At 45.0% G+C, this 25,156-nt stretch carries 23 protein-coding genes; 13 read left to right on the top strand and 10 right to left on the bottom strand.

Going from position 1 to position 25,156, the window contains the following annotated elements; translation table 11 throughout:
- The 6 genes from MHN00_RS13015 to MHN00_RS12990 all read left to right on the top strand — a co-directional run bounded on the left by MHN00_RS13015 (position 1) and on the right by MHN00_RS12990 (position 6,541).
- Positions 1-990 (top strand): DUF547 domain-containing protein, encoded by a 990-nt coding sequence (locus MHN00_RS13015; RefSeq protein WP_239301385.1) that lies wholly within the window; start codon positions 1-3, stop codon positions 988-990.
- Positions 977-2,380, top strand: coding sequence for an ABC transporter substrate-binding protein (locus tag MHN00_RS13010; RefSeq protein ID WP_239301384.1), 1,404 nt, complete (start codon positions 977-979; stop codon positions 2,378-2,380). The genes MHN00_RS13015 and MHN00_RS13010 overlap by 14 nt, the downstream gene beginning before the upstream one ends.
- Positions 2,380-4,179 (top strand): ABC transporter permease subunit, encoded by a 1,800-nt coding sequence (locus MHN00_RS13005; RefSeq protein WP_239301383.1) that lies wholly within the window; start codon positions 2,380-2,382, stop codon positions 4,177-4,179. The genes MHN00_RS13010 and MHN00_RS13005 overlap by 1 nt, the downstream gene beginning before the upstream one ends.
- 48 nt (positions 4,180-4,227) lie before the next feature.
- Positions 4,228-4,857: an ATP-binding cassette domain-containing protein gene (locus tag MHN00_RS13000; RefSeq protein WP_014949285.1), complete on the top strand. Its 630-nt coding sequence runs from the start codon at positions 4,228-4,230 to the stop codon at positions 4,855-4,857.
- A gap of 76 nt (positions 4,858-4,933) precedes the next feature.
- Positions 4,934-5,599, top strand: coding sequence for a CDP-alcohol phosphatidyltransferase family protein (locus MHN00_RS12995; RefSeq protein WP_239301382.1), 666 nt, complete (start codon positions 4,934-4,936; stop codon positions 5,597-5,599).
- Between the two features lie 72 nt (positions 5,600-5,671).
- The gene (locus tag MHN00_RS12990; protein ID WP_239301381.1) at positions 5,672-6,541 is read left to right on the top strand and encodes a sterol desaturase family protein; all 870 of its coding nucleotides are present in this window, start codon (positions 5,672-5,674) and stop codon (positions 6,539-6,541) included.
- A gap of 26 nt (positions 6,542-6,567) precedes the next feature.
- Here MHN00_RS12990 and MHN00_RS12985 read toward each other — a convergent pair whose 3' ends face one another.
- The 3 genes from MHN00_RS12985 to MHN00_RS12975 all read right to left on the bottom strand — a co-directional run bounded on the left by MHN00_RS12985 (position 6,568) and on the right by MHN00_RS12975 (position 9,296).
- Positions 6,568-7,326, bottom strand: a complete 759-nt coding sequence (locus tag MHN00_RS12985; RefSeq protein WP_014949288.1) for a DNA/RNA non-specific endonuclease — start codon at positions 7,324-7,326, stop codon at positions 6,568-6,570.
- Between the two features lie 331 nt (positions 7,327-7,657).
- The gene (locus MHN00_RS12980) at positions 7,658-8,713 is read right to left on the bottom strand and encodes an alcohol dehydrogenase family protein (RefSeq protein WP_039232619.1); all 1,056 of its coding nucleotides are present in this window, start codon (positions 8,711-8,713) and stop codon (positions 7,658-7,660) included.
- 64 nt (positions 8,714-8,777) lie between these two features.
- On the bottom strand, positions 8,778-9,296 hold the full coding sequence (locus tag MHN00_RS12975) for a TetR/AcrR family transcriptional regulator (RefSeq protein ID WP_014949290.1): 519 nt from the start codon (positions 9,294-9,296) through the stop codon (positions 8,778-8,780).
- A gap of 278 nt (positions 9,297-9,574) precedes the next feature.
- On the opposite strand from MHN00_RS12975, the gene MHN00_RS12970 reads away from it, so the two are divergent.
- Positions 9,575-10,321 (top strand): hypothetical protein, encoded by a 747-nt coding sequence (locus MHN00_RS12970; RefSeq protein ID WP_061094891.1) that lies wholly within the window; start codon positions 9,575-9,577, stop codon positions 10,319-10,321.
- Positions 10,322-10,371: 50 nt separating this feature from the next.
- Positions 10,372-11,178 carry a DUF3307 domain-containing protein gene (locus tag MHN00_RS12965; RefSeq protein WP_239301380.1) on the top strand — a complete coding sequence of 269 codons (807 nt, stop codon included), beginning with the start codon at positions 10,372-10,374 and terminating at the stop codon, positions 11,176-11,178.
- A 41-nt stretch (positions 11,179-11,219) separates the two neighbouring features.
- On the opposite strand, the gene MHN00_RS12960 is transcribed toward MHN00_RS12965, so the two are convergent.
- Positions 11,220-12,125 (bottom strand): AraC family transcriptional regulator, encoded by a 906-nt coding sequence (locus MHN00_RS12960; protein WP_239301378.1) that lies wholly within the window; start codon positions 12,123-12,125, stop codon positions 11,220-11,222.
- A 116-nt stretch (positions 12,126-12,241) separates the two neighbouring features.
- On the opposite strand from MHN00_RS12960, the gene MHN00_RS12955 reads away from it, so the two are divergent.
- Positions 12,242-13,348: an alpha/beta hydrolase gene (locus tag MHN00_RS12955; protein ID WP_239301377.1), complete on the top strand. Its 1,107-nt coding sequence runs from the start codon at positions 12,242-12,244 to the stop codon at positions 13,346-13,348.
- A 78-nt stretch (positions 13,349-13,426) separates the two neighbouring features.
- Positions 13,427-13,948: a nuclear transport factor 2 family protein gene (locus MHN00_RS12950; RefSeq protein ID WP_239301376.1), complete on the top strand. Its 522-nt coding sequence runs from the start codon at positions 13,427-13,429 to the stop codon at positions 13,946-13,948.
- Positions 13,949-14,010: 62 nt separating this feature from the next.
- Here MHN00_RS12950 and MHN00_RS12945 read toward each other — a convergent pair whose 3' ends face one another.
- Positions 14,011-14,910 (bottom strand): LysR family transcriptional regulator, encoded by a 900-nt coding sequence (locus MHN00_RS12945; protein ID WP_239301375.1) that lies wholly within the window; start codon positions 14,908-14,910, stop codon positions 14,011-14,013.
- 198 nt (positions 14,911-15,108) lie between these two features.
- On the opposite strand from MHN00_RS12945, the gene MHN00_RS12940 reads away from it, so the two are divergent.
- Together MHN00_RS12940 and MHN00_RS12935 are read left to right on the top strand one after the other, a co-directional pair.
- On the top strand, positions 15,109-16,080 hold the full coding sequence (locus MHN00_RS12940) for an NAD(P)H-dependent oxidoreductase (protein ID WP_239301374.1): 972 nt from the start codon (positions 15,109-15,111) through the stop codon (positions 16,078-16,080).
- 77 nt (positions 16,081-16,157) lie between these two features.
- Entirely contained in the window at positions 16,158-17,294 is a 1,137-nt protein-coding gene (locus MHN00_RS12935; RefSeq protein ID WP_239301373.1) for an ankyrin repeat domain-containing protein, read from the top strand.
- Positions 17,295-17,309: 15 nt separating this feature from the next.
- Here the strand turns inward: MHN00_RS12935 and MHN00_RS12930 are convergent, their stop codons facing one another.
- Complete coding sequence (locus MHN00_RS12930) at positions 17,310-18,140, bottom strand: DUF4437 domain-containing protein (RefSeq protein ID WP_239301371.1); 831 nt, start codon at positions 18,138-18,140, stop codon at positions 17,310-17,312.
- Positions 18,141-18,328: 188 nt separating this feature from the next.
- On the opposite strand from MHN00_RS12930, the gene MHN00_RS12925 reads away from it, so the two are divergent.
- Positions 18,329-19,288: a LysR family transcriptional regulator gene (locus MHN00_RS12925; protein ID WP_239301370.1), complete on the top strand. Its 960-nt coding sequence runs from the start codon at positions 18,329-18,331 to the stop codon at positions 19,286-19,288.
- A gap of 62 nt (positions 19,289-19,350) precedes the next feature.
- Here MHN00_RS12925 and MHN00_RS12920 read toward each other — a convergent pair whose 3' ends face one another.
- Genes MHN00_RS12920 through MHN00_RS12905 form a run of 4 tightly spaced genes read right to left on the bottom strand, consistent with a single transcriptional unit; the run spans position 19,351 to position 25,004 of the window.
- Positions 19,351-21,546 carry a TonB-dependent siderophore receptor gene (locus MHN00_RS12920; RefSeq protein WP_239301369.1) on the bottom strand — a complete coding sequence of 732 codons (2,196 nt, stop codon included), beginning with the start codon at positions 21,544-21,546 and terminating at the stop codon, positions 19,351-19,353.
- Complete coding sequence (locus tag MHN00_RS12915) at positions 21,536-22,846, bottom strand: DUF3526 domain-containing protein (RefSeq protein WP_239301368.1); 1,311 nt, start codon at positions 22,844-22,846, stop codon at positions 21,536-21,538. The genes MHN00_RS12920 and MHN00_RS12915 overlap by 11 nt, the downstream gene beginning before the upstream one ends.
- Complete coding sequence (locus tag MHN00_RS12910) at positions 22,843-24,285, bottom strand: DUF3526 domain-containing protein (protein WP_101564424.1); 1,443 nt, start codon at positions 24,283-24,285, stop codon at positions 22,843-22,845. Before MHN00_RS12910 ends, MHN00_RS12915 begins: the two co-directional genes overlap by 4 nt.
- Positions 24,282-25,004, bottom strand: a complete 723-nt coding sequence (locus MHN00_RS12905; RefSeq protein ID WP_069944200.1) for an ABC transporter ATP-binding protein — start codon at positions 25,002-25,004, stop codon at positions 24,282-24,284. The genes MHN00_RS12910 and MHN00_RS12905 overlap by 4 nt, the downstream gene beginning before the upstream one ends.
- Positions 25,005-25,156 lie beyond the last annotated feature (152 nt).

The following is a 25,156-nucleotide window of genomic DNA, read 5'->3' as shown; positions in this document are numbered from 1 at the left end:
GTGAAAAAAGCATTAGCGGTGACAAAAGCAGTTGCGGTGAAAAACGCATTGGTGATGGCGAGCGAACAAGTAATGACAAGAGTAATCGCGATGTCCAGACGAATCACTATTAGAAAATTTGGTCGATTGGCAGTAAGCAGCATCATGCTGCTTACTGCAAGCGTAAGCTTTTCAGCGCTCTCTGATGAAGCGGTGCCAAAGCAATTGAACAGGCTACACGAACCGTTTAGTGCGTTACTAAGCGAGCATGTGAAAACCATAGACAATGGTGCCAGCACGCAAGTTGATTACCATGGGTTTAAACAAGATAGGGAACGTTTAACTCAGTATTTAAATAGCTTAGCTAAGGTAGAAAAAAGTACCTTTGACGGCTGGAGCAAGGCCGACCAACTGGCATTTCTTATCAATGCTTACAATGCTTATACCGTTGAGCTAATCCTCACCGAATTCCCAGACATAGACTCTATTCGCGATTTAGGCAGCTTTTTCTCGTCGCCATGGAAAAAGGAAATTGCGCCGCTACTTGGTAAAACCCGTACGCTGGATGAAATAGAGCACGAACTTATTCGCGGACAAAATAAAACCACGGAAGGATATAACGAACCTCGAATTCATTTCGCCGTAAACTGTGCCAGTATTGGTTGCCCTGCGCTGCGAGAAGAAGCGTACGTTGGCGCAAGGCTAGATAGCCAGCTTGACGCACAAACCAAGCGTTTTTTAGCCGATACGTCTCGCAACAGAATGGACGGTAACACCTTGAAGCTTTCAAAAATATTCGACTGGTACAGCGAAGATTTTGAAAAAAACACCAATCGGAAAAGTGAAAGTTGGCAAGGTATTAAAAACGTAAACACGGAAAATATCAGCCAATTTTTGCTGTTATACAAAGATGCATTAAACCTATCGAGTCAGCAGGTTTCAGTGCTTGAGCAAGATAACGCAGAGTTAGAATTCTTAGATTACGACTGGGCACTCAATGCCACGCAATAGCGCTTTAGTTAGCACGAAAGCGGCTTGTTTACGCCGCTTTGGCAAGTTTAGTCGTCTCGTTAAGGGGCTGGCGCTGGCATCAGCTGTTTTCAGTTCTCAGCTAATCACGGCTTCGCATTCATTTGCGGTGCCGTTTGATATTGCCAGTGTTGATAGCTCTATTGTTGATGTTTCTGGCAATGAAATACAGAGCCAGCCTCAATCGCCAACACGTGCGTCAACGGTGCTCAAGCGCACCTCAGCGCAATCGCCTAAAGACGACACACAAAGCAAACCTCTGGTACGTTTTCATGCATGGGGGGGAAGCGCTCAAGTAAATGGTTATTTGCAATGGGTAGCGGCGCAAGTTAGCCAGCGTTTTAACATTGAACTGCAGCACGTTAAGCTTGCTGATACCAGTGACGCCGTGTCACGCGTATTAGCAGAAAAAGCGGCCGGTAATCACGATAACGGCAGCGTAGATTTAATATGGATAAATGGCGAAAACTTTGCGGCAATGAAAAAGCATAACTTGCTCGCTAAAGACTGGGTTAAAGAACTTGATCATTTCGCGCTAACCCGCCCGGAAAAGAACTCTGCCATGGTAACCGATTTTGGCGAACCCACGCTTGGTATGGAAGCGCCGTGGGGTAAGGCGTCGATGGTGTTTTATTATCGTAGCGCGCACATGAAAGCGTTAGGCACTGCGCCTGGGCAAACCATTAATGAACTGCTTCGGTTCTCTCAAAAAGCGCCAGGACGCTTCACTTATCCAGTGCCGAGCGATTATTTAGGCATTAGCTTTATAAAATACGCAGCAATTGCTCTTAACGGCGATAAGCAGTCTTTGTTTTACCAACCCGTTACCGAATCGTCTCTTCAGGCTGTATTGCCCGCACTTTGGGCTTATTTGGACCAATTGCATCCCACTATGTGGCAGCAAGGCAAGTATATGCTTCGCCAAGCCTCACAACTTCAACGCTTGGTAGGCACAGGTGAGTTAACACTCGCGTTTTCATTTACCGCCGCTGAAATTCCATCAGCGGTAAATCGCTTTGATCTACCCGACGATGTTCGCACCTATGCCATGCAAGACGGTAGCCTTGCTAATGTCCATTTTGTGGGGCTGACCTACAATTCGAAAAACAAAACAGCAGCAAAGACAGTAGTAAATTTTTTGCTTTCGCCAGAAGCTCAGGCCGAGAAGCAAAAGCTGACGGTGTGGGGCGATGATACGGTTCTTGATATGGCATCGCTGACACAAGCACAAGCTATGCTGTTTAAAGACGAGTCTGTGCACAAATCTGCCCTCGACAAATCTCAGTCAGCGGTGCTGTTAGCCGAACCCCATGCAAGCTGGACTGATAAATTGCGCGAAGCCTGGTATGAACGTTACGGGGCTCGCTACTAATGTTTACTCACATTACACTTGTTGCACGCTGGTGCTTGCTGCTTTTACTTTGTATTCCCGTATTGGCAGGGCTGGTAGGGGTAATATTTCCTGCGTTAGGTTATTTCCCAGCTATCGGCGCAAACGCCTTTTCAACGCAAGTGTTTGCTACGCTATTCGACCTCCCAGACATTTGGCAAATGATGTGGTTGTCGCTTTTTACGGGCGTAGGCTCAACCCTTTTAGCCGTAATAGCAGCGTTTTGTATTCTCGCCACGTTTTACCAATCTTCCCTGCTAGGAAAAATTCAGGGTGTGTTAAGCCCGTTTCTGGTGTTTCCCCACGCGGCTGCGGCCATTTCCCTTTTATTTGTAGTTAGCCCTTCTGGTATATTTGCAGCAACTACCACGCGCTTGAATGCGTATTTTAGTCATGCTTTCACAACCCCCTTTGTTAATGAAATCAGCGAAATGGCATTGCCCGCTGCGAATGATGGAACGCTACTTTATGACGGTCTAGGACTAAGTATACTTATCGCGCTTAGCCTGAAAGAGCTGCCGTTTATTTTGTTAATGACGCTAAGCGTTATGTCTCAGCCGCTGGTGAAAAAGAAACTCACGGGGTATGTAAAGGTGGGGACAGCGTTAGGTTATTCGCCTACTGCGAGCTTTTTTAAACTGGTGCTGCCGACAATTTTTTCCCAGATAAAGTTACCGCTTTTAGCAGTACTAGTTTTCGCCACTTCAAATGTAGAAATTCCACTTATTCTAGGCCCAAATAACCCGAGCACTTTGGCTGTCGCCATTATGCACTGGTTTAATCATATTGATTTGTCCATGCGACTGCTTGCAAGTAGCGCTGCTGTGGTTCAAGTGGCAGTATCAGCGGTGGCGGTAGTATTGTTTTTGGGGATAGAGCGATTAGTGGCATACACCGGTAAGCGCAGCCTTTCAGGTGGAAATCGATATTTTGCCGATGCAGTGTTACGCGCGTGTGGCTTTGTCATCATGGCGTTTTACATCATCTTGATCTGCGCGGTGGTATACACGGTTGTTGTGTACTCCTTTGCTAAGCAATGGCATTTCCCGCTGTTATTGCCATCGGGGCTAACACTACTGCACTGGAGTACGGCAACAAGTGCGCTGACAACACCGCTTATTAATACCTTATTACTTGGCGTGCTGGTGAGTACAACTTCATTGGTACTTGTTTTATTTACCCTGGAAAGCGAGCAGTTAAAGCCAGCGCGTGTTGTTGCTTCGAATGCATTTTCTGTCTCTCTATTTTTGCCACTATTGGTACCTGGCGTAGCTTTCCTATACGGTCTGGTCTGGTTCCAGCAGCTTGTTTTTCAAAACGCCGTATGGTTTCACACCTATGTAGCGCACATGGTTTATGTTGTGCCTTACGTGTTTTTATCGATGGCGGTGGCGTATAGGAAGTTCGACAACCGATACGCCATGGTGGCGCAGAGCTTGGGCAAAACGCCGTGGCAGGTGTTTTATCATGTTAAGCTGCCTTCGTTGTTCAGCGCCATTATGGTGGCATGGGCGTTGGGGCTGGCGATTAGTTTTAGCCAGTATTTACCTACCTTGCTGGCGTCTGGCGGGACGCTCCCTACTGTTACGACCGAGGCTGTAGCGTCGGTATCGGGGAGCAGTACGCGACTTACTGCGGTGTATGTCATTATTCAAGCGGTAATGCCGTTAATTGGCTTTATGATCGCTTGGTACATGCCTTCAGTTGCAACGAGAAGACGAAGTAGGCAAATGCTGGTATCAGATACTCACAGCAATCGTTCCGCAGACCCGGTGCAGTAAAAGCGCATGGCTAACATAAGAACAAAAACTACAAGGGCGTAATTTATAGTGCTTAGTTTAGAAAACATCGTTATTTATCGCGATGACAAGCCGCTGCTTCAGTTAAGTGCTGAGGTAGCAAAGGGAGAAGTGCTGACCGTTATGGGACCTAGCGGCGCAGGTAAGTCTACTTTACTTCAAGCCATCGCCGGACAGCTTCAGGCCCCCTTTAGCGTTACTGGACAAATTAAAATTAACCACGTGGTGATAAACGAAATCGATGCGCACCTTCGCAAAGTGGGTATTATGTTTCAAGATGCGCTTTTATTTGAACACATGACCGTGGGCGAAAACATTGCGTTCGCTATGCCTGATAAGGCATATAAAAACAAGCAATTGAAACACGACGCCATAAACGCGTTATTAGTGGCCGTCGAACTTGACGGCATCGCTGACCGGACTGTGAATACGCTCTCTGGTGGTCAGCAGGCCAGAGTAAGCCTTATCAGAACGTTAGCTTCTGAGCCTGATGTGGTATTGCTTGACGAGCCGTTCAGCAAACTAGATGTAGCCCTTCGAAGTCAAATTCGCAGCTGGACGTTTTCGCAGCTAAAAGCACGTAATATTCCCGCAGTATTAGTGACACACGATAAAGATGATGCGCTAGCCGCAGGCGGCAACGTCATAGAAATTTTATAGCGGTATTACATAGGTACTGCCGAAGGTAGTACTGAAATAGTAAAAAAATACTGCAGAGCGAGTAAAGAGACATGTCATGTTAGATGCCAAAGTTACCCCTTTTATAAAGCCACTTTTAAAACCGTTGATAAAAGCGCTAGACAGCAAGGGCGTTACCCCAAATCAGGTTACGCTTGCCGGGTTTGTCGTCGGTATTCTTGCGTTTCCCTTTATTATTCTTAACTGGTGGAATATGGCGCTAGGTTGCATCATATTGAATCGTGTTTTTGATGGAATTGACGGCGAATTGGCGCGCTATCAGCAAAGTAGCAGCAGTGCGGGTGGTTTTTTAGATATTTGCTTAGATTTTCTATTCTACGCTTCTATTCCTTTGGCGTTTGGCATTGCTAACCCTCAAGAGTGGGGCATACCAGCAATGGTGCTGTTAGCTACCTTTATTGGCACTGGCAGCAGTTTTTTAGCCTTTGCCATTGCAGCAGAGAAGTTTCAAATAGATAGGCCCCAGTTTGCTAACAAAAGCTTTTATTATATGCAGGGGTTAACCGAAGGCACTGAAACCATTTTGGTGTTTTTGGCGTTCTGTATTTGGCCGCAGTATTTTGCAACGCTTGCCTATGTGTTCGCTGCAGCCTGTGCCGTAACAGTCATTACTCGCATAGTAGGGGGCTTTTCTACGCTTCATAGGGTAGAGCGCGACGCTGCTAAGTCAGAACGTACAGTGCCTTCTTCAGGTTATGAATGATGGTGAAAGTTCTCGTAGCAGTAAAAGTATTCTGAGTTTTGAAAGTAATTAACGTGATAAAGGTAATTTGCTTTGGATAATACCGCGGTTATTCGCTTAAGCGTATTTCTTGGCGTTTTTGTGCTTATGGCAGTACTTGAAGCACTGTTGCCAGCGCGTGAAGCCGTGCTTAGTAGGAAAACACGCTGGTTGGGTAACTTGTCCATGGTGGTAATGGGGGCGTTGGTATCGCGTATTTTGCTTCCGGCCACACTCGTTGGTGTGTCTTTATGGGCGCAGCAGAAAGGCATAGGTGTGTTCAACGTTTTTTTGGATGCCGTGCCGGCTGATGCCTCAAGCTCTAATCAACTGCTAAATAGTGGTGAGCCTCTCAGTAATTCTTCAACGTATCTTGTTCATATAGCCATCGTAACCTTAAGTGTTTTACTACTTGATATGCTTATCTATTGGCAGCACCGACTTTTTCATACCGTGCCTATGTTGTGGCGCTTTCATAAAATGCATCATGCCGATAGTCATGTCGACACCACTACAGGCCTTCGCTTTCATCCAGTTGAAATTGCTATGAGCTTGGGGATTAAAGCCGCGGCGGTAGTGATACTAGGCGTGCCTGCTATTGCTATTGTTATCTTTGAAGTAGCGCTAAATGGCTTTGCCCTTTTTAATCATGCCAATATTAGGTTGCCACAAAAGTGGGATGATAGAATTGGGCTTGTGCTAATCACACAGCGCTTACATCGCATTCACCATAGCCAGGCTAAAAATGAATCTAATTCTAACTATGGCTTTAGCGTATCGTGGTGGGATAGGCTCTTTAATAGTTTTACGCCTCGCGCTGCGTTTAGCGACGAAACATTGCCCATTGGTCAAAAAGACGTGCCAGCCACTAAGAAGAACGCAAGTATCATTGCGCTTTTACAGCAGCCATTTAAAAAGAGGTAGGCATCCCTGCCTTTTTAGATGGGTTATTAACAGCCGAGCGCAGCGGTTAAGCCTCCTAATCCCCCTTCAACAGCATTTTCTTTATAGCTTGGTAGTGACGGCATAATGTTTAGGCCTGTTCTGGATTCAACTTCATTAACCGTTACCTCAGTTGCGCAAAAGTTATCACTGCGAGCTGCGTTTTGCTCTAGGATGAAAGCAGAGGCTTCCACCCAGCCGTTAACATCGGTAATGACGACTTTAAAATATCCACTAGGAATGCTGTGCGACTCATCTGCCTCTGGCAGAGTAGCGAAATACCACTCATATAACGGCCCAGAAACCACATAGACGTCTTGCCCAGTTCTCACTACATCACGCACCGCATTTTCTAGATCCACCCAAGGACCTTGGTTTAGGTCTGAATCTTGAGGTGTAATGTTTGATAAATAATTTAGCATTTGCCAATCGGCTGTGTTGCTGAACGAAGCAAGAGGAACTTGATGGCCGCGGTCAGTGCCAATTGTAGCCCATGCTCCGCTGTAATCGTTCGGCTCTAAAGTATTCGCAGAGTTAATTGAAGGGTCAGCTTTCCAATTACGACTTCTTGATGGGCCGTCAATAGTGCTTGGGGTTACATGATAGGCCACCCAGTTGGCGAACTTTGTTTGTGCATTATTGTTTAGGGTGTAAATGGAACGGGTAATGGTTTGTCCAGATTGACCAGTGGGGCAGTTGTAAACACAGTTATCAGCAAACGCATTAAATGCGCAAATTGTTAGTGTGAACGCGATGAGCTTTTTCATTATATTTCCTTTTGTTTTTAGACGCCTGCGTTTTACAGGCTGTACCAAAGTACAGGTCTAAAATGTCAGGAAATAGTACCTAATGTTACAAAGAGTACAAAAACAAATACCTATGTTTGAAAACGCGATTAGCAGTGGCTTTTCTTATAATGCCCTGGCTTGTTGAACAAGCTGACGAAGCACGTTATCGCGCAAGATATGCTGGCAGAAAATTATGCTCAGTTGTGTAAGAGTTAGTGTTAAGAGCTTCGCCAAGCATTTACTCGGCGAAGCTCATAGGAGCGCCCGTCGTCAAAGGACTTTGGTTTATGTTCTTTCGGGCATATCGACGTTATTTGGGCTGTAACGTCAATACCATCTTACCAATGTGTTTTTTCTGCTCAAATTCTTGCTGCGCTTGGTGTATTTCACTTAGTGGGAATGTGCTCGATACAAGTGGTTTAATATTGCCTGCTTCGATGTGTTTTACTAAGTTGGCAAATACATCGTGTCCTAAAATAGTGCAGCCTAATAGGGTTAAATCTTTCAAATACAGAGTCCGAACATCCAAAGAAACGTCGTGACCAGCAATTGCGCCCGACGTAGCATAGCGGCCAAACGGTTTTAGGATCTCAAGTAGCTCAGGCCATCGTGGGCCCGCAACAAGGTCGATAACAACGTCGAACGGCTCGCTTTCTGCCATGTGTTGCCAATCTTCATCACGCAAAACGGTCTTGTCGGCGCCTAATGCTTGTATGGCTGATTGCTTTTGTTCGCTGGTTACTGCAACAACATAGGCGCCACGTGCTTTAGCGAGTTGTACGGCAGCTGAGCCTACGCCGCCCGAGGCACCGGTTATAAATACTCGCTCACCTGTTTTTACGTTTGCTCTGTGCAGCATGTTTTCGGCTGTAGAGTAAGAGCAGGGGAACGAGGCTAGTTCCACATCTGTCATCGTTGAATTTACTGCATGGGCGTGGCGCGATGCGACTTTAGTAAACTGTGCGAAACCTCCATTGCATTCCGAGCCGAAATACCAAGGGGTACTTAGCGGTTTACTGTCAACTTCTACCAAACAAGGCTCAATGATGACGCGTTCACCAATACGTTCTTTGCTCACGTTATTACCCACAGCGGTAATATAGCCACATACGTCGGCGCCTTGAATTAGAGGTAGGTTTAACGCATTGCCGGCCCATCCAGCATCTTCTGCATTGTTGTCGCCTTTGGAATACCAACCTTTTCGCGTATTTAAGTCGGTGTTGTTTACCCCCGCAGCGCGTACTTCAATAAGTACATCGTTGTCGCTGAGTGTAGGCAAAGGTATGTTTTCGTTAAATGTAAGCGCGTCGAGATCGCCATGTTTGGTTAACTGCACGCCGTACATTTCATTTGGCAATGATTTCATATTGTCCTCCAGAATTTTTGCTTTAGACGAGAAAGGTAATGGTTGATGCAAGTGCTAAGAAGGGCTAATCAAGTAGCACTGTTAGTGCGCCTTTCGCTGCGGTTAACGCTTTATCACCAATCGTTGGCCATGCTGATGACATGCCCTCATGTAGCAGGAACACGCTGTTTGAAAGGGCTGGGTCTTCGAGCTTTTCATTCAGCCACGTTAGCACCGCGTGTTTGTGGTTGTTCACAGCGGTTTCAATTTGAAGGTTATTGGGGTAACTCGCCAAAGCCTGCAATGACATGCAACCTCTGGGAGCGAATGTCGTTAGCCACACCGACAAGCGTTCAAATATGTGGTTAATTGCTTCGTTACGCGTCGAGGGACAGTTTTCTTCCAGAAACGCGATGTAACGGCTGTGACGATAGTCAAGCGCGCCAATAATCATGTCTTCTTTTGAAGGGAAGTATTTGTACAAGGTTTTAAGTGTGGTGCCAGTGTAGTCCTTGAGTTTAGCCACATTAGGCTCTGCGAATCCGTAAAGGGCAAAAGCTTGCTCTAGTTTCGAAGCTAACTCAGATTGTTTGGGCGCGGTCATACCGGGTCTCCTCGAAAGCGTTTGTTATTTTCGTCTGCTTGGCACATCGCTTGTTATCCAATTAAACAGATTTTAAGTAGAATGAATATTCTACTCTAGGGTAGAATAGGTATTCTACTTAATCAACAGCCGCTATACGTTCTTTGTTATATTTTGCTTTCCGTTACGCAATTTAGTCACATGTGAATTTGTGATTAATAATAATCACATTTTGCTGTGTGATTGTTTTTGAATTTGAGATGGTAGCGTGTCATAGTGGACCCCTGAACGGGAAAAAAGTGTCTATTGAAAGTAGAAAAGACAACGCGGCGCATAGTGAAATGACAAGAAAGAGTGCTTTAACAAGCAATACAAAAAAGCGCGCTGGTGTGATTACCGGTGACGTCTCCAACTCTCAGTCTTATTCTGATGCTGAATTCAGAGAGATAATTGCTACGCTGAGAGAGCGTTTAACATACTACGCCGAGTACTACGGTGGAGACTTTGATATTTATCGAGGAGACGCATTCCAGCTAGTTGTTGCACAACCACAGCATAGCATTGCAGCCGCAGTTGGATTGCGGCTAGCACTCAAGGCGCACGCTTCAGGTGTGGACGTGCGAATGAGTGTTGCTGTGGGAGAAGCGCAATTTCGCCCTTCAGAAGTAAAAACTGGCACTGGAGACGCATTTGTGTTGTCAGGACGAGGGTTAGATAACATAAAGCCGCACCATCTTACTTTTTGTAGCGGTGAACAAACACTCGACGACAAAACGCAGCTCTTAACACGTTTTGCCGACGCGCATATCAATGGACTGACACAAACCCAGTCGCAAACCTTACTCGCGTATCTTGAAGCCACGGATAAGAGCCATGAAAGTGTAGCGGCCATACTAGATAAAAATCGCAGTAATGTAAGTCGAATCCTCAATGCCAGTAACTATAAACTGATAGCAGAATATCTCGACTATATGGAGAGAGCGCTCATTTTATGGGTTCAAGGTGGAACCTCATTAAAAACGGAACAATTGACCAAGGAAGACTAACGTGATGACGGGTTATGCAAAAAACATAATGCTTGTGACTGGAGAACCAAATGCTTGCTGAACCTCAACTGCTGGTGGCACTCGTGTTAGCGCATCTATTAGCAGACTTTTATTTTCAACCGTTTACCTGGGTACAGCAAAGAAACGAACGTCACGCACTGGCTTTGCCTTTATACCTACACGCAATCATACACGGTATACTCGCGGCAGCAGCAATGTTCTTGTTTTCATCAACGATAAGTATCGCAAGTATAGGTGTTGGTGCAATTGTAGTCGCCGTTTCTCACTTCAAAATTGACGTGATTAAATCGTATTGTAAGCAAAACACTACATCTTTTGTTGTCGATCAAATAGCGCACATTGTCGTGATCTTAGGCGTATTTTTGTATGCCACCAATCAGTGGCGCGAGGCAGTGGGACTACTTCAGCAGATAGGTACAACGCACCTATTGGTGGTCTTGGCCTATTTGGCGGTACTCAAGCCCAGTTCAGTTATTATTAAACAGCTGCTGTCGCCTTGGAGCGATGAAGTATTAGCTAATAAAATGCCGTCTTCTCACCCCAATGACCCGCCTACAATAAGTACAGAGGCACAACAAACTTTATCACTGGCAGGTCAACGAATTGGCTATTTAGAGCGCGTACTCATGCTTACCTTTGTATTGTTAAATCAGTTTTCTGCCATAGGTTTTCTTATTGCGGCTAAATCTATATTTCGCTTCGGCGACCTCACTAAACACCAAGACAGAAAGCTAACTGAATATGTACTTTTGGGCACCTTCACCAGTGTGGCGATGACGTTTGCCATTGGTTTGGCATGCGCAGCGGCATTAGGGCAATTACCCATAAAGTCTTAGCAAGGGCTTTATTGAGTAGGTAGTGTCCAAAATAGTTTATTCTACGTGCTGTATTGTTTAATGAATTGGCTTGGGGTAATGCCTTCGTGATTTTTGAAAACACGACTGAAGTGAGATTGGTCATTGAATCCCAGTAATAACGCGATGTCGCTCATGGACTGAGTATTCGCGAGTAAGTAGTTTTTACTTTGCTCAACACGGTATTGGGTAATAAATTGGTACGGTGTTTCCCCAACACTCTTTTTAAACTCTCTTAAAAAGTGGAACTTGCTGCAAAAAACGAGTTCGGCCAGCGCATCTACGCTAATGGTACTGCCTATATTTTCTTTAATGTATTGCTCAATCTTATCTATCTGTGACTTGCCTATTTTGACACTCTTTGCTGAGGAATCTTGAAGGTCGCGGTAATTTGAATAATTTTGGATATAATGAGCAGAAAGTGCAGACAATAAGTTACTTAAATAGGCTTTCCCATTACGACCCTTTGCTTGTGTCTCTAATAACAGAAGCTCAATTAGCCCCTTTATGGTATCGTCTTCCACGTTATAGTTGTTCAGAAACTGCAGCTGATCTTGTTCTACCTTAAACGGACATGCGTCTAAAAATACACGCTCTTCAACCGCTAAAATAACAAAATAACAAGGCTCGGATATGTCGTGTGTAAACGGCGTTTTAGGTGGATTTATCCAAATGTTTCCCGGACTGGTTTTTAAAGAAACCATACTTCCATTCGCTTCTATGTTCCAATTCAGGTCGCTTTCAAGGGCGAGTGCGAAATAGAAATAAGGGGTATACACATTTTGAGGGTAAAAGTGAGGCGACTTTCCTTTCTCTAAAATGATGCCATTCCAATCGAGACCGTCGTTTGAAAAAGCAATATCTAGTACGTCTTTGCACGATGAAGGTTGATGTGTCGCATGATCTAAAAAGGCTAAACGTGACTTCAAGCTTTATGTTTCCTTTAGCAATAACCTACAAATAATTAGCATTAATGTGCAATAACTAAGGCGCACTATTTCATATTCTGTGTTCATTGATTCTTCACTTAAAGAGCGCAGCAAAAATGCTTAAACCTACCATAACAGTAATTGCACAGTCACTTTTGATATCGCCACTGGTCATATTACAACCGGGCGTATCACACGCTCAACAACCATCGCAAACAGACGCGTTAAACCAAGCCCGAGCAGGCATTGAACAACTAAGCGCTAATCACGCGCAGTTAAGCAGTGAAAACAAAAATAGTCATCGTCAATACAACCAGCAAGGATTTCAAATGGAAAATATCACGTTAAACACAGAAGTGGGCAACTTGGCTGCAAATTTATACCTGCCAAAAGGTATTACTAATCCACCAGTGGTCGTTGTTACAGGTGCATGGACATCAGTAAAAGAGCAAATGCCAGCTGTTTATGCAAAGGCACTAGCCGAGCGAGGCTACGCTGCTGTTACATTTGATTTTAGAGGTTGGGGAGCGTCAAGAGATACTGATGACAACCAAACCGCGTACCTTGAAGATCCTGTTCGTAAAACGCAAGATATACAGGCTGTTATCAAAGCGCTATCAAACGTCGCGCAGGTGGACAACAGCCGTATTGCTGGCTTGGCCATTTGTGCCTCAGCGGGCTATATGCTTGATGCTGCGGTTCAAAATACTCAATCAAGCCAAAATACACGGTTAGGTGCGGTGGCAGTAGTGGCCCCCTGGTTACACGATGAAGCAATGGCAACAGCTATTTATGGCGGTGAAGAAAATCGCAATCAATTACTTGCGTTAGCAGCGGCAGAGAAAGACAAATCCGAGCCATTAGTTATTGAAGCGGCAAGTTTAACCAATGAAAACGCCTTGATGTATAACGCACCTTACTACACTGAGCAATCACGAGGTTTGTTGCCTGCCTACGACAACAAATTCAACGTGACGTCATGGAGCGGTTGGCTTAATTATAATGCGCAGTTAAGTGCATCAAAACAGACTATACCGGTTTTAATGGTTGCATCAGAAGCGATGGCGCTGCCACAAGGTGCACATCAGTATTTGGAAAACGCGACTGATTCGGTAAATGCAATTTGGCTAGATAACATCAATCAATTTGACTTCTACGACCAACCTGAAGCCGTTGAAAAAGCCGTTAACGCCGCAGTTTCTCACTTCGACAGCGCATTGTAGGGCGAGTGTTTACCTATTAAAGGCTCAGAAATGAAATTTAAAGCCATAATTTGTGTCATGTTAGTTGGAGTTTTTACTATGAGCCATGCCGCCACATCCCATTCGAACCGTGATAAAGACATTGCAAGTATTCACAGCAACCTGAATAGCTTTTCAGCATTAGCTGACAACAATGCTTATGAATACTTAACCTTACTGTTTGCCCCACATGTAACAACAGACTACACCAGTTTGTTTGGGGGCGAAGCGGTAACCCAAAAACGTGAGATCTTAATGCAAAACTGGGCGGCTTTCTTGCCTGGCTTTGACAAAACATTCCACAACTTGGGAAACCCAAGTATTAATCGAAAAGAAGATATAGCGTTTGCTAACGTGCCCTTTACTGCCAGTCATTGGCTAGGGCATGATGGTTTTTGGCAAGTTTCGGGCATCTACCACTTCACTTTTAGAAAGATAGAAGGGCAATGGCTGATTACTTCAGTGACATTAGAAAAAAGAGAGGAGGTGGGCAGTCGCGATATTTTAGCGATTGCGCCAGAAAATGCGAAAGACCGCTTGGCGGATCTGCAGCAGCTTAAAAACGATACGCTAGTGCACTGAAAGCAAACAAGTTACTAACACCTGTTGAGATTTGATGCACAGTAAAGAACAACAGGCTAGTGTCAAACGGCGTGTTTTTCTTCAAGAAAGTCGATTAAGGCCCTAATTCTTTGGGCCTTTTGACTATGTTGCTGAAAATACATAAACAGCCCTGAATAAGGAAACCAGTTCTCTTTAAGTACGGGAACAAGCTCGCCAGTTTCAAATAATTCATCCACCATAGGTTCAACAATTCTTCCTATACCTAACCCTTTTTTGGCAGCATCAATCATCAAATCTGTATCGTTGACTACCATAGCAATCGGCATTGAAACACTCACAGCTTGCTGGTTTTGCCACAGATGAAGTGGCGCAAGTTTGTTAGAGGTAATAAAACGATATTGAATGAGCTTGTGTTGCTGAAGGCTATCAATAGACGAGGGAAGGCCATACTTTTTAGCGTAGTGAGGTGAGCAGAACAAACATTCTTTAGTGGCTTTAGTTAATCGCTTTGCCACCATGCCTTCTTCTATCCTATCACCAAAGCGAATACCCACATCCATCCCATCGGTAATCAAATTTACGGCTGCATCGTTTATCGATACCTCAAGCTTTAAGTCTGGATAGCGCTCGCAAAACTCTTGGTAATAAGGCGCCAGAAGCTGTTGGAAGGCGAAGCGGGGAGTGGTAATACGAACCGTTCCCCTAGGGGTATAGCTAAGGGCGTTGACCTCTTCAAATGCAATATCTAACGTGTCGATAGCATGATGAGTTTGCTGCTTAAGTAACTTTCCCGCATCGGTTAATTCAACTCTACGCGTGGTTCGATTGAACAAAGGAACGCCCACACTTGCTTCTAGAGATTTAAGCGCGTGGCTTACAGACGGCGGTGCCATTTCTAACTGACGAGCAGCGCCACTAATACTGCCTTCATCGGCAATAGCATGAAAAACAATAAGTTGTTGAAATGTGGTTCCGTTCACTTATAGCGCCTCTTGAAAGTCTAAGTGACAAATTGGTCGAAGGGTTTCAAGCCCAAAATTATATCTAGAATTTAATTGTTAGTTTTAAACTAATAATCTTTGAGTTAATCATCATCTAAAACTAAAGGTCATTCAAGCATAAACTTCTATCTGTTCACTTTGAACCGACCATAAAATTATCACGCAAAGGTAGAAGTAATGAGTAAAGTATTAGTTATCTCCGGCCATCCTAATTTAGACCAGTCCAATGCTAATAGCGCTATTTTGCAAAGCCTGACTAAGCGCATAGACGACATTGAAGTTAGACGTTTGGACACCCTTTATTCTAACAACCCAATTGATGTAGAGGCAGAGCAAAAAGCCTTGCTTGAAGCTGAGGTAATTGTGCTGCAGTTTCCTTTCTACTGGTATTCTGTACCAGCTTTACTTAAGCGCTGGATTGACCAAGTATTTACTTATAATTTTGCGTTTGGCCCTGAAGGAGACAAGCTGGCGAATAAACATTTTTTACTGTCCATTTCGGTAGGTGGTCCAAAAGAGTCTTATGGACCGCTAGGCTATAACCATTTCAGTGTGGAAGAATTCTTACGCCCGCTAGAACAGCTCGCTTACCTTGCAAAAATGCAGTACCACAAGCCAATTTACAGCCATCGCATGGTGTACATTGAAGGTGTTTACAACACGCTTTCAGACGTTCAGGCCCGTGGTGATCAACATGGTAAGCGGGTAGCCGATGCTATTGATGTTTTGATGAACTCACCAGAATTGCGTATCAAACAGTTTGTAACGACGTGGTTTGGGCAGTTCGATCAATTACCGGCGTCAAGTGAAGCGTTTCTACCGAATCTCAGCGAGGAGGTTGTCTGGCAAGCGCCAGAGGGACGATTTCAAGGCCATGCTGGATTCAACGACTGGTACGCGTGGGCACGCAAGACGTTTAAACCTAACTGTGAGCACCGCGTAGATCAAATTGATATCAAACCCGATGCTGATTCAGCGAAGCCCAATGGGTTTATAGTAGACCTTCGAATTAACCTTCGCGCTGACACATTTGAATCGTCTGACTTTAAAGGGGAATCGGTTGAGGTACAGGTAAAAGAGCGCTGGCAAGTGCATATTGATACCGAAGGTAAAGTAATCATCGACAGTTACGTTGTTAGCCCTTTGTAGGGATTAACAACGTGCTAAAAACTCAAAACCAGAATTTAAAACCAATACAAAAAGCATTTAAAAAGTTAGGCGAGACAATGAATAAACCTATCCCAAATACAAGAAAAGCGTATCAGTCTCTGGCGTTAATTGTGCTCTCTGGCATGGGCATTACCGCTTCGTTTAGCGAAGCCGTGGCAAACGAAGCAATAGGGGCGCTCTATTCAAGTAAGTTTGAAAGCAACATAAATCAGAACCTAACACCGCTGCACAAAGCAGTGTGGGATAACGATATACAACGTGTTAAGGCCCTTATAGATAGCGGCGCAAATGTTAACGGACTCGATAGATTAATGGGGGTAGCACCGCTTCATCTGGCTGTTCAAGGAAGGAACTTAGACCTTGTTAAACTGCTTGTGACAGAGGGAGCATTCGTAAACTTGCAGTCAGTACGCCTGGGCGGAACGCCACTGCTATTGGCCGTGTGGCACAGAAATATTCCCGCAGTGGAATATTTATTAAGTTTGCCCGACATCGATACCACCGTTATTTCAGCGGCAGGCGCTACAGCTCTTGGGTTTAATCGAAACGGTACAAAAGCAAACGATAAAGCGTTAAATGAAGATGTTGCCACTATTAACGCGCTATTTGCGGCTCATAAAGAGAAAACGCTGCAGCAAGCGCAAGAAAAAGCAGCCATTTATATGATCGTTGCTAACCAAGCGCTGTCTGAAGAAGAAATGGTAGCTGAAATAAAAGTGCTGCTAGAAAAAGGGTATGACGTTAATGCGGTTGCGCCTGTATTGAAACAAGGCAGTGATTTTCATAGCGCGCTGCTGCTTGCAGCGATGAAAGGCTACCTGAAAGTAGCAAAGCTGTTGCTAGATAACGGCGCAGATCAAACGCTTACCGGCGCCTACATGGCCGCAATTGCTTTACACAAAGCCGCATATTTTGGGCGTGCAGACATGCTGACGTTACTTAGTCAATATCCTGGCTTTCAGGAAGTGCTTAACGCGCAAGGTCCTAACAACGGGTATACACCGCTTCATGACGCAGTGTGGCATGGGCATTTAGAGGCAGCGAAAGTATTGGTGGAAGCAGGAGCTAGGTTAGATTTGAAAGGTTACGATGGCAATACACCAGAGCAGCTTGCAAGGCAAAACGGTTATTCTATGATTGCTGAATACCTAGAAAATACGCGAAGCAAGCGTGGAAATGCCCCGCGTAAGTGAGCTGAAAAAAGCGTACTAATCTGCAACGCTAAATTTTGACGACGTTCTTACGTATACAATGGTTTCGCTCTGGTTTGCGTTTTCAACAGAATGGTGTGCGGCAGTTGATGATTCAATATAACTTCCTGCGTTTAATTCAATCTGTCTGGAGGTATTGTTTTGGGTATAATTGAGACTACCCTTGATAACCACTGCCTTGAATTCATCACCATTAGATTTTATTGAACCTTTAAATCCTTTTGGAAGCTTGATAAGGGTGCCGTATACACTACTTGTCTCGCCCCACAAATAGGCAATAGAAACACCGTCGGCCGCTATATTTACAAGGTCGCTTTTTTGCAGCCACACCATATTGTCTGCGTGAACGTTGATTGGCCTTTCACCGTTGTCAAAATGTTCTCTTGATGGCTTTACAAGGTATGGGCCTTCATCAATTTCCAGGTAAATCAGGTTGGTTTTGTCGTTTGCTGCAGTGGTGTGATTTTCACCTGCTGGCTGGGTCCAAAACGAACCTGTTGGCATCCACATCTTTGCTGCGTTTGGATCGTCATTGTGCATTTCACCTTCAATCACAATACCTCTATAGGTTATGTTGTGAATGTGCGGTGGCGATTCAAAGCCTTTGTTAAATCGCACTAACATCCCCGTTGCCGTGTCTTTTGTTCTGTCTCCCCACAAGTCTGCTGCCCCGGGGCTTTTGTCGCCACGGGCTGGGTTCAAGTAACCCCATTCTACATCCTTGGCTGCAATAACTTTGTCTTGTGCTTGTGCGCCGGGTACAAGAAGAAAACAGGTGCTCAATAATAGCGATGCTATTGTAAGTTTGTTTCGGTTCGTTGGTTTCATTCAAACCTCCTAATTGTTGGTCGTAGGCTTTATTTAACAGACAGGCACAGTCTATTATTTCGAATAAGTCTCATAAACGACCAAAATCAATAAAGACTTTCCTGAAAATGTGGATAATAGAGGTGATCCATTTTGCTTTGTCTTTCTTGCCATGAAATCAAAAGAGTGAAATAAACGTTGAGGGAAGTATGAAAACCGAAGACCTGTCTGTGTTCGTAAAGGTGGCTGAAGTGGGCTCGATAACCACTGCTGCGATAAAACTTGATATTAGCTCATCTGCTGCAAGTATGGCGGTTAAACGTCTAGAAGAGCAGCTTGGCGTAGCGCTATTCGTGCGAAGTACACGCAAAATTCGATTGTCACCTGAAGGAGAGCAATATTTGCCTATGGCAAAGCAGGCACTCGACACCTTACAGCAGGGCCTCGCATTAGTAACAGAGCAGAAGCAGAGTATTCATGGTGAGCTTCGCATGGCGATGTCTTCGGAAATGGGTCGCAACTTAATGCGTGAACTGCTAAATAAAGTGCAACGCGAAAACCCAGAACTTTCATTGCGATTACATGTGAGCGACAGTCGGGTGGACTTCTACCGCGATGGTGTAGATGTAGCACTTAGAGCCATGACAAAAGAAGCGGTTAAAGAATCGGAGATGTATGGTTTTAAAGTGTGCAATATTCCGCATGTGATTTGCGCGTCTCCCGATTATTTAGAAAGAAACGGTGAGCCTACAACTTTGACTGATTTAGCGCAGCACAACGCACTTCTTTATAAGCTCTACGACCAAACCCACAATACGTGGGAACTTATCAACGAGGGCGAGAGAGTTAAAGTGAAAGTGAACAGTAATCGCGCTGTGAATGACGGTGATATTGTTCGGCGCTGGTGCGTAGATGGAGAGGGGATAGCTAAAAAGTCATGTATAGACGTTGCGGGGGATTTACTGAGCACAAAGCTGCAGCGTATTTTGACTGGTTACCACGTACCGCTAACTGAAATGTGGCTCATGCTGCCTAGCCGGCATCTTATTACGCCAGCGGTAAGATTAATTAGAGATGAATTAAAACAGGTTATTGAAAGTAAGCGTCAACGTCTTATTCAAAATCAAATATTAAAAGAGAGTGAATGGCCGCCGTGTGACAACGCCTAATTTAGTTAAAACAACACCTGAACATCATAAACGGAGAGGCTTTAAAAGCCTCTCCTTAAACCTTAAAAGCGATAGGCGGCGGTAAGCCTAAAGCGTTGAGGCGCGCCAGGTTCAACCCACACATCTGCGAAAGAGTTAGTATAAAACTCTTCATCAAACAGGTTATCTACTGCAACTTTAACTGACAAGTTTTCTATAGGCTCTATTTCAGCAAACGCACGAACCGTGGTGTAGCTTGGTAAGTAGAAGTCGGTAGCGGTTTGACCTAAGCGCTCATCAACATACAACAGTCCTGAACCGATACGTACTGGCATATCAGCAAATGTAAGTCCCTTGCTCAACTGAATGCTCAATTGGTTTTCTGGAACGTTAATTAAAGGATCGCCAGATTCAATGGCTGCAACAAAGTTAGCATCCGCCGCATCGTTTGTACTTTCAGCATCTACGAAGGTGTACGACACCCAAAGCGAAATATCATTTTCAAATTCAGCGTTAATGTCTAACTCAACACCACGGCTACGGGCTTCGCCAGCAGGGGTTAAGAAGAAGCCGTCAGACGCCTCAGGGCTATCATCATAAACAAGGATGTTACTTTGCTCGATATTAAACACGGCGAAGGTGATATCACCCCGTATATTATTAAACATTGATGTGAGGTCGGCTTTAACACCAATTTCCGCAGATTTCGATTCGTTAGGTTCAAACGGGTTTCCGGCGAAATCCGACCCCGTCAGCTGACGGAAACCTTCACCGTAAGTTGCGTACACACTTGTGGTGTCATCAAACAGATAAACAGCACCCACTTGTGGAGAAAAGCGTGTGTCGTCTTGTGATGTGGTACTTACAGGTGACGCCAGGCGATTATCAATTTCCTGCTCGAACTTATCGAAGCGACCACCCAGCCTAACTTGGAAATTATCAGTGATGTTGATTTGGTCTTGGAAATAGATACCCCACGCTTCCTGAACTTCAAAACGGTCCAAGTTGTCAGACAATTCCACATCTGGAAGTGGTGAGTAATCCGGATTAAAAATATCGACCACTAAGTACTGTTCTAAGTCCAAGTCGTTAATGTCAGTATCGCTTGAAAAGAATGGCGGGCGATAGCGCAGAATAATCTGGTCATTTTCAAACTTATCGTAGTCAGCACCAATAATCACGCGATGTGATAGCGACCCAGTATCGAATTGTCCCGCTATTTCGCCGCGTAAAACGAAGTAATCGGTTTGGAAATTACGGTAGCGCTTAAAACGAGACAACAAGGCTTGATTAGGATCGATAAATAACGTTTGGCGACCACCAAAGTTGTTTTCTAATGCATTACCCTCGAAAGTGGTATCGCGTAAGCCAGCACCCAAAAGCAGGTTCCATTCGTCAGCAAGTTTATGAGAAATCTCAATTTGATGACCAACCACTTCCGTATCGATGGTGTCGCCATTAGGATCGCCAGTAAAGGTTTCAATTGGCTGGTGGCCCAATTCACCATCGATGGCCACTACGCCACGGTCGAAAGGAATTTTTTGCTCGGTGTATTCAAGTTCGTACGTAACCGTGGTGTCTGCTGATGCTTCCCAAGTAACCGATGGATAAAAGCCAAAACGCTCAGTTTCTACTGTATCGCGGAAACTTTCAGCATCTTCATAAAAGCCTACTAAGCGTACACCTACATTTTCAGTACTGCCTGCAACCGATTGTACATCAGCCTCAATGCGCTTCTGCGACCAGCTTCCGTAAGTTGCTTTAATTTCACCACCTTGACGAAACTGGGGGCGCTTTGTAACAAGGTTTACCGCTCCACCTGGTTCACCGCGACCAAACAGCGCAGCTTTAGGACCTTTTAAGACTTCAACATGATCAATGCCAGAGAGATCACGAGGTCCGCCAAATCCGCGTCCTGCGTTAAAACCGTTTACCAGAAACCCGCTAGGTAAGTTTTCGTCACCTGAAAAACCACGAATAGCAAAGCTGTTCCAAAGGCCACCAAAGTTATTTTGCCTTGCTACCGAAGCGGACAGGTCTAAAGCGTCGTTAAGGTTTATAGCGCCTGCATCATTGATGAGACCAAGGTCGATATCCTGCGCTGCTGCCGGCACTTCTTTATATTCAAATGCCCCTTGATACGCACGGTGCATACCATGCACCGTAATTTTCTCTACATCCGCTTCCGATTGAATATCAGTATTTTGCGCATTTGCAGGCGCATTCAAAAGCGTTGCGATAGAAAGGGCGAGGGTAGATTTTACCCAACTAGTCTTCATTAGTGTTTTCCTGTGTCTTTCTTATTTTTGGTGAAAATTGAGGTAGCTGTTTAAAACTGGCCGATGAAAACTCCGGGGCTTCAAACAAGTGATGATAGTAGAATTTGCGCAACGACGCATGAAACTCGCGGACATTATTTTCGTAGTTAACCATGGCTTTAACATCGGTATCAGCCGCACTCGTTAATAAGCGTTGCGTTAACAAAGACGGGGATAGCAGAGCAACATAGCTTGCAATTTTATCTTTGCGTAAGGTGGCGGCTTGATAAGCCTCTGAAAGTTCCTTCGCCGTTTGGTCGCCAACTTGTTGAAATGCGTAATACCACTTCCAATTAAATGAACTGTCTCGCTGTGGATCAAAGTCGGTTTTATCCGCCCACTGTGGGTGAGTTTCAATAAACGCTTCCCATGTTTGTTCAACAGGTTTGTCCCATGCACTGTTAACGGCTTCTCGCTGCGTGAGCACAATGTCGCCGCCCTCAGGTGTATCGACCGACGCATTAATTATGGTGTGCCCGGTAACTGGCACAATAACCGTTGTGACAAGCCATACGCCTAACATGATTGAAGCTAGGTGCGTGGCGCTGAAATTGGCAAAACGCTTAGCAGCACCTATAGCAAGCACAATAGCGCTCCAAACAATTATGCTGCCAATGACGATGGTACAAATCGTTACTGTTTGAAACACAGACGCGCCATTCACTACACTAAAGGCAATAAACGGAATAAGTGTAACTAGTACCAAGGGCACCAGGGTTACCAATACGCGTGATGACCAAATAGCATGCGAATTGCGTGCGGTTACATTAAGTAAGTCAAAACGGCGGGCTTCGCGTTCCTTCGCTTTTAAGTCGTAAAGGAGCAAAATGATAAACAGAGGCAACAGCACACTGGTAACGAAAGCAAAGTCAAAACGCCCTAGGAAAGCAAGCTCCGGATTGTCTGTATCGCTTTCATAAATCTGACCTTCTAGCGCTAGCATTCTAATACGGTGCTTCCACGGAAACACATCGCGCTCTCCTACGGCAGCAAACGCCAACGGCGAGGGCGGGGCATAGGTCAAATGAAAGGCGTAATAGGCTACCATGCCATAATTAGATTGGTGAGTAAGGACAGCGTTGCGCTCTGTTTCATCTTTATCTAACAAGCGCTCTATAGTGGCTTGCTGCTCTTGCATTTCCGAATAGCCAGACCACGACGACACCGAGCTTAAAAGAAACACGACCAAAAGCGTTAGTTTTGTCTGACGATGGCCAAATACGAAACCCGCTTCTCGTTTAATATCGCTATAACGCATCATGGATTTAATCTCCTAACTGCAGCTTGAAGAAGTAGTGCGGTAAGTCCCATCCAAAGCAACAGCTGAATAAAATAAATCAACGCGTTACTGATGCGTGTGCTTCCTGCTTCTGGTTTAAAATCAAACTCTGCTAAGATCGCCCAGTTATCTGCGCCAACCACAGCTTTGTCTGCTGCTTCTTCACTGGCGTTGCGGTTCATATCTAACTTGTAATCGAGTTTTTCAGCGTGAACCTTGTTTAAAGCCTGAACAAACTCAAGTCTCAGCGTTTCCGCTTCCCTTAAAAAGCGGTGGTGTGTCTCGAGGCTAGTTCCCGCAAGGATCGTAGAAATAGAGCGCACCGCAACCGTAGGCGAAAGCCAGCCAAACTGCCGTGCTATTTGGGCTTGTTCCAACTCTTCGGTCATGCGGGTTTCAGCAAACTCATTAAGCACTTTGGCTTGTCGACCTTCGGAGTACTGGGCAACAATGCCCCTGAAGTTAACGGGTAAGTCGTCAACTGAATCTACATTGTATTTAGCTAGTAAATCTTCTTTTAGCTTTTTGAATGCAGGATCGTTAACGTCATGACCGTCACCTAAACTTCTAAGTTTTTCTTCCACTTTGAAATCGGCTTCAAGTTTTCCCATTGAAGGGGCAATGTTTGTGGCAACGCTGCTCCCTAAACGAGGAAGCAACACACAAGCGCTCATCCAAATGACAACAAGTACGGTGAAGCTAACGCTGCTTTTCTCAAATATGGCCGAGCACGCAGTGACTACCGTGGCCCACAGTAAAAAGTAAACCACATAACTAAGGCAAAAGAGTATTACGACAAGTGCACTTTCGTTTGAAAACGCGACATAAAGACAGGCAAACAGTAGCGGGAGTAAAAATAGGCTGCTAGCGATTACGAGAGCCAGAAGCTTCCCTAAGAGCAATTGCCAACGGGTGGTGCCTTGAGAAAGCAGTAAGGTTAGCGTGCCGGCTTCGCGTTCACGTGACACGCTGCCGTAGCCAATTAGAATAATAAATAAAGGTGCGAGAACCAAAGCTAAAAAGCTGGGTGTTAAACTACTAAAGCGTGTAAGCTCTGCGGATTGGCGCTGCTCGGCGAACATCGCACTATTTTGGCGGTGTCCTTCTAAAAATATAGCGTTCCCCGTGTAGGTATCGACACCCGGTTCAATTACGCTCAGTGGAGTGGGGGCACGAAATACATAATGACCATAATGCACCATGCGATGAGGGTGCTTGTCGGGCTGTGCCTCAAAGCGTTGTTCAGCTTCTGTTTGAAGGTGGTCTCTGGTGTGGGCAGCCTCATCGATGTGAAAGGCGTTAACTACCAGTGCAGCTATGGTAAGCATAGCGCCTAGCAATAAAACGGTCGCTGCTACTTTTGTTCGCAACCAATAGCGCCACTGTTCAGCACAAATGATTTTAGCAACATTCAGTATCATACATTACGCCCTGCAAATGCTGCGTGAACGGCTTCAGTATCTATTGGCGTATCGCCAGCGCGCTCGAAAGAACCGGTTAATTTGCCATTACTTAAAAGCACAATTCGATGGGCAACTTGGCAGGCACCGTACACGTCGTGGGTAACCATAAAAATAGTAGCGCCACCCGCTGCCAGCTCTGACACTAGCGCATTAAATTCGTCGATGGCTGCTGGATCTAGCCCAGATGTGGGTTCGTCTAAGAACAGTACAGGCGCATTGCGCAGTAGCGCCAAGGCAATTGCGGTTTTCTGACGCATGCCTTTTGAATAATTAGATAGCGCCTTATTCCACGAATCTTCTTGAAGTGCGACCTTGCGAAGTGCGGCGAACATATCGTCGTCAGACTTATCGACTCCAGCCACTGACAAGAAATAACGAATGTTTTCTACGCCAGAAAGATGGCCATATAAGGTGACAGATTCGGGTAAGTAGGCAACAGATTTTTGAACTTGGTTTGGCTGGGTAGAGGCATTATGCCCTAATACAGTGGCGCTACCGCTACTTGCCTTCATAAGCCCTAAAAAAGTTTTAAGGGTGGTGGATTTACCTGCGCCATTTCCACCTAAAAGTGCAAATACTTCGCCTTTTCCTACATTAAAATTGAGATTGTCTAGAAGCGTGCGATCGTCAACACACACGGTAAGCGCATCCGCGCATATCACTGAATTTGTTTGCATTGTATAACGTGCCGTAACAGAAATTTTGAGTAATGTTATATTATAACTTTGTGGTTGGGAATACGTTTTACTTTAAAGTGCGTGTGGAATGACCAATCAAGGAACAAAAGCAGGGCGTAACAGAAAAGTGTCGAAGTTATGAACGAAAAGAG

This window comes from Alteromonas sp. Cnat2-8 (genome assembly GCF_022348355.1).
Taxonomy (GTDB): domain Bacteria; phylum Pseudomonadota; class Gammaproteobacteria; order Enterobacterales; family Alteromonadaceae; genus Alteromonas; species Alteromonas macleodii.
This window is presented reverse-complemented; position numbering and strand designations above follow the sequence as displayed.

What these genes read in the sequence shown, in the direction of transcription:
- MHN00_RS12985 (WP_014949288.1), bottom strand. Translation starts at nt 7,326, where the DNA reads ATGAAAAAGCTCATCGCGTTCACACTAACAATTTGCGCATTTAATGCG.
- MHN00_RS12925 (WP_239301370.1), top strand. Translation starts at nt 18,329, where the DNA reads ATGAAAACCGAAGACCTGTCTGTGTTCGTAAAGGTGGCTGAAGTGGGC.
- MHN00_RS12920 (WP_239301369.1), bottom strand. Translation starts at nt 21,546, where the DNA reads ATGAAGACTAGTTGGGTAAAATCTACCCTCGCCCTTTCTATCGCAACG.
- MHN00_RS12940 (WP_239301374.1), top strand. Translation starts at nt 15,109, where the DNA reads ATGAGTAAAGTATTAGTTATCTCCGGCCATCCTAATTTAGACCAGTCC.
- MHN00_RS12915 (WP_239301368.1), bottom strand. Translation starts at nt 22,846, where the DNA reads ATGATGCGTTATAGCGATATTAAACGAGAAGCGGGTTTCGTATTTGGC.
- MHN00_RS12955 (WP_239301377.1), top strand. Translation starts at nt 12,242, where the DNA reads ATGCTTAAACCTACCATAACAGTAATTGCACAGTCACTTTTGATATCG.
- MHN00_RS13010 (WP_239301384.1), top strand. Translation starts at nt 977, where the DNA reads ATGCCACGCAATAGCGCTTTAGTTAGCACGAAAGCGGCTTGTTTACGC.
- MHN00_RS12995 (WP_239301382.1), top strand. Translation starts at nt 4,934, where the DNA reads ATGTTAGATGCCAAAGTTACCCCTTTTATAAAGCCACTTTTAAAACCG.
- MHN00_RS12950 (WP_239301376.1), top strand. Translation starts at nt 13,427, where the DNA reads ATGAGCCATGCCGCCACATCCCATTCGAACCGTGATAAAGACATTGCA.
- MHN00_RS12910 (WP_101564424.1), bottom strand. Translation starts at nt 24,285, where the DNA reads ATGATACTGAATGTTGCTAAAATCATTTGTGCTGAACAGTGGCGCTAT.
- MHN00_RS12980 (WP_039232619.1), bottom strand. Translation starts at nt 8,713, where the DNA reads ATGAAATCATTGCCAAATGAAATGTACGGCGTGCAGTTAACCAAACAT.
- MHN00_RS12975 (WP_014949290.1), bottom strand. Translation starts at nt 9,296, where the DNA reads ATGACCGCGCCCAAACAATCTGAGTTAGCTTCGAAACTAGAGCAAGCT.
- MHN00_RS12935 (WP_239301373.1), top strand. Translation starts at nt 16,158, where the DNA reads ATGAATAAACCTATCCCAAATACAAGAAAAGCGTATCAGTCTCTGGCG.
- MHN00_RS12905 (WP_069944200.1), bottom strand. Translation starts at nt 25,004, where the DNA reads ATGCAAACAAATTCAGTGATATGCGCGGATGCGCTTACCGTGTGTGTT.
- MHN00_RS13005 (WP_239301383.1), top strand. Translation starts at nt 2,380, where the DNA reads ATGTTTACTCACATTACACTTGTTGCACGCTGGTGCTTGCTGCTTTTA.
- MHN00_RS12965 (WP_239301380.1), top strand. Translation starts at nt 10,372, where the DNA reads ATGCTTGCTGAACCTCAACTGCTGGTGGCACTCGTGTTAGCGCATCTA.
- MHN00_RS12930 (WP_239301371.1), bottom strand. Translation starts at nt 18,140, where the DNA reads ATGAAACCAACGAACCGAAACAAACTTACAATAGCATCGCTATTATTG.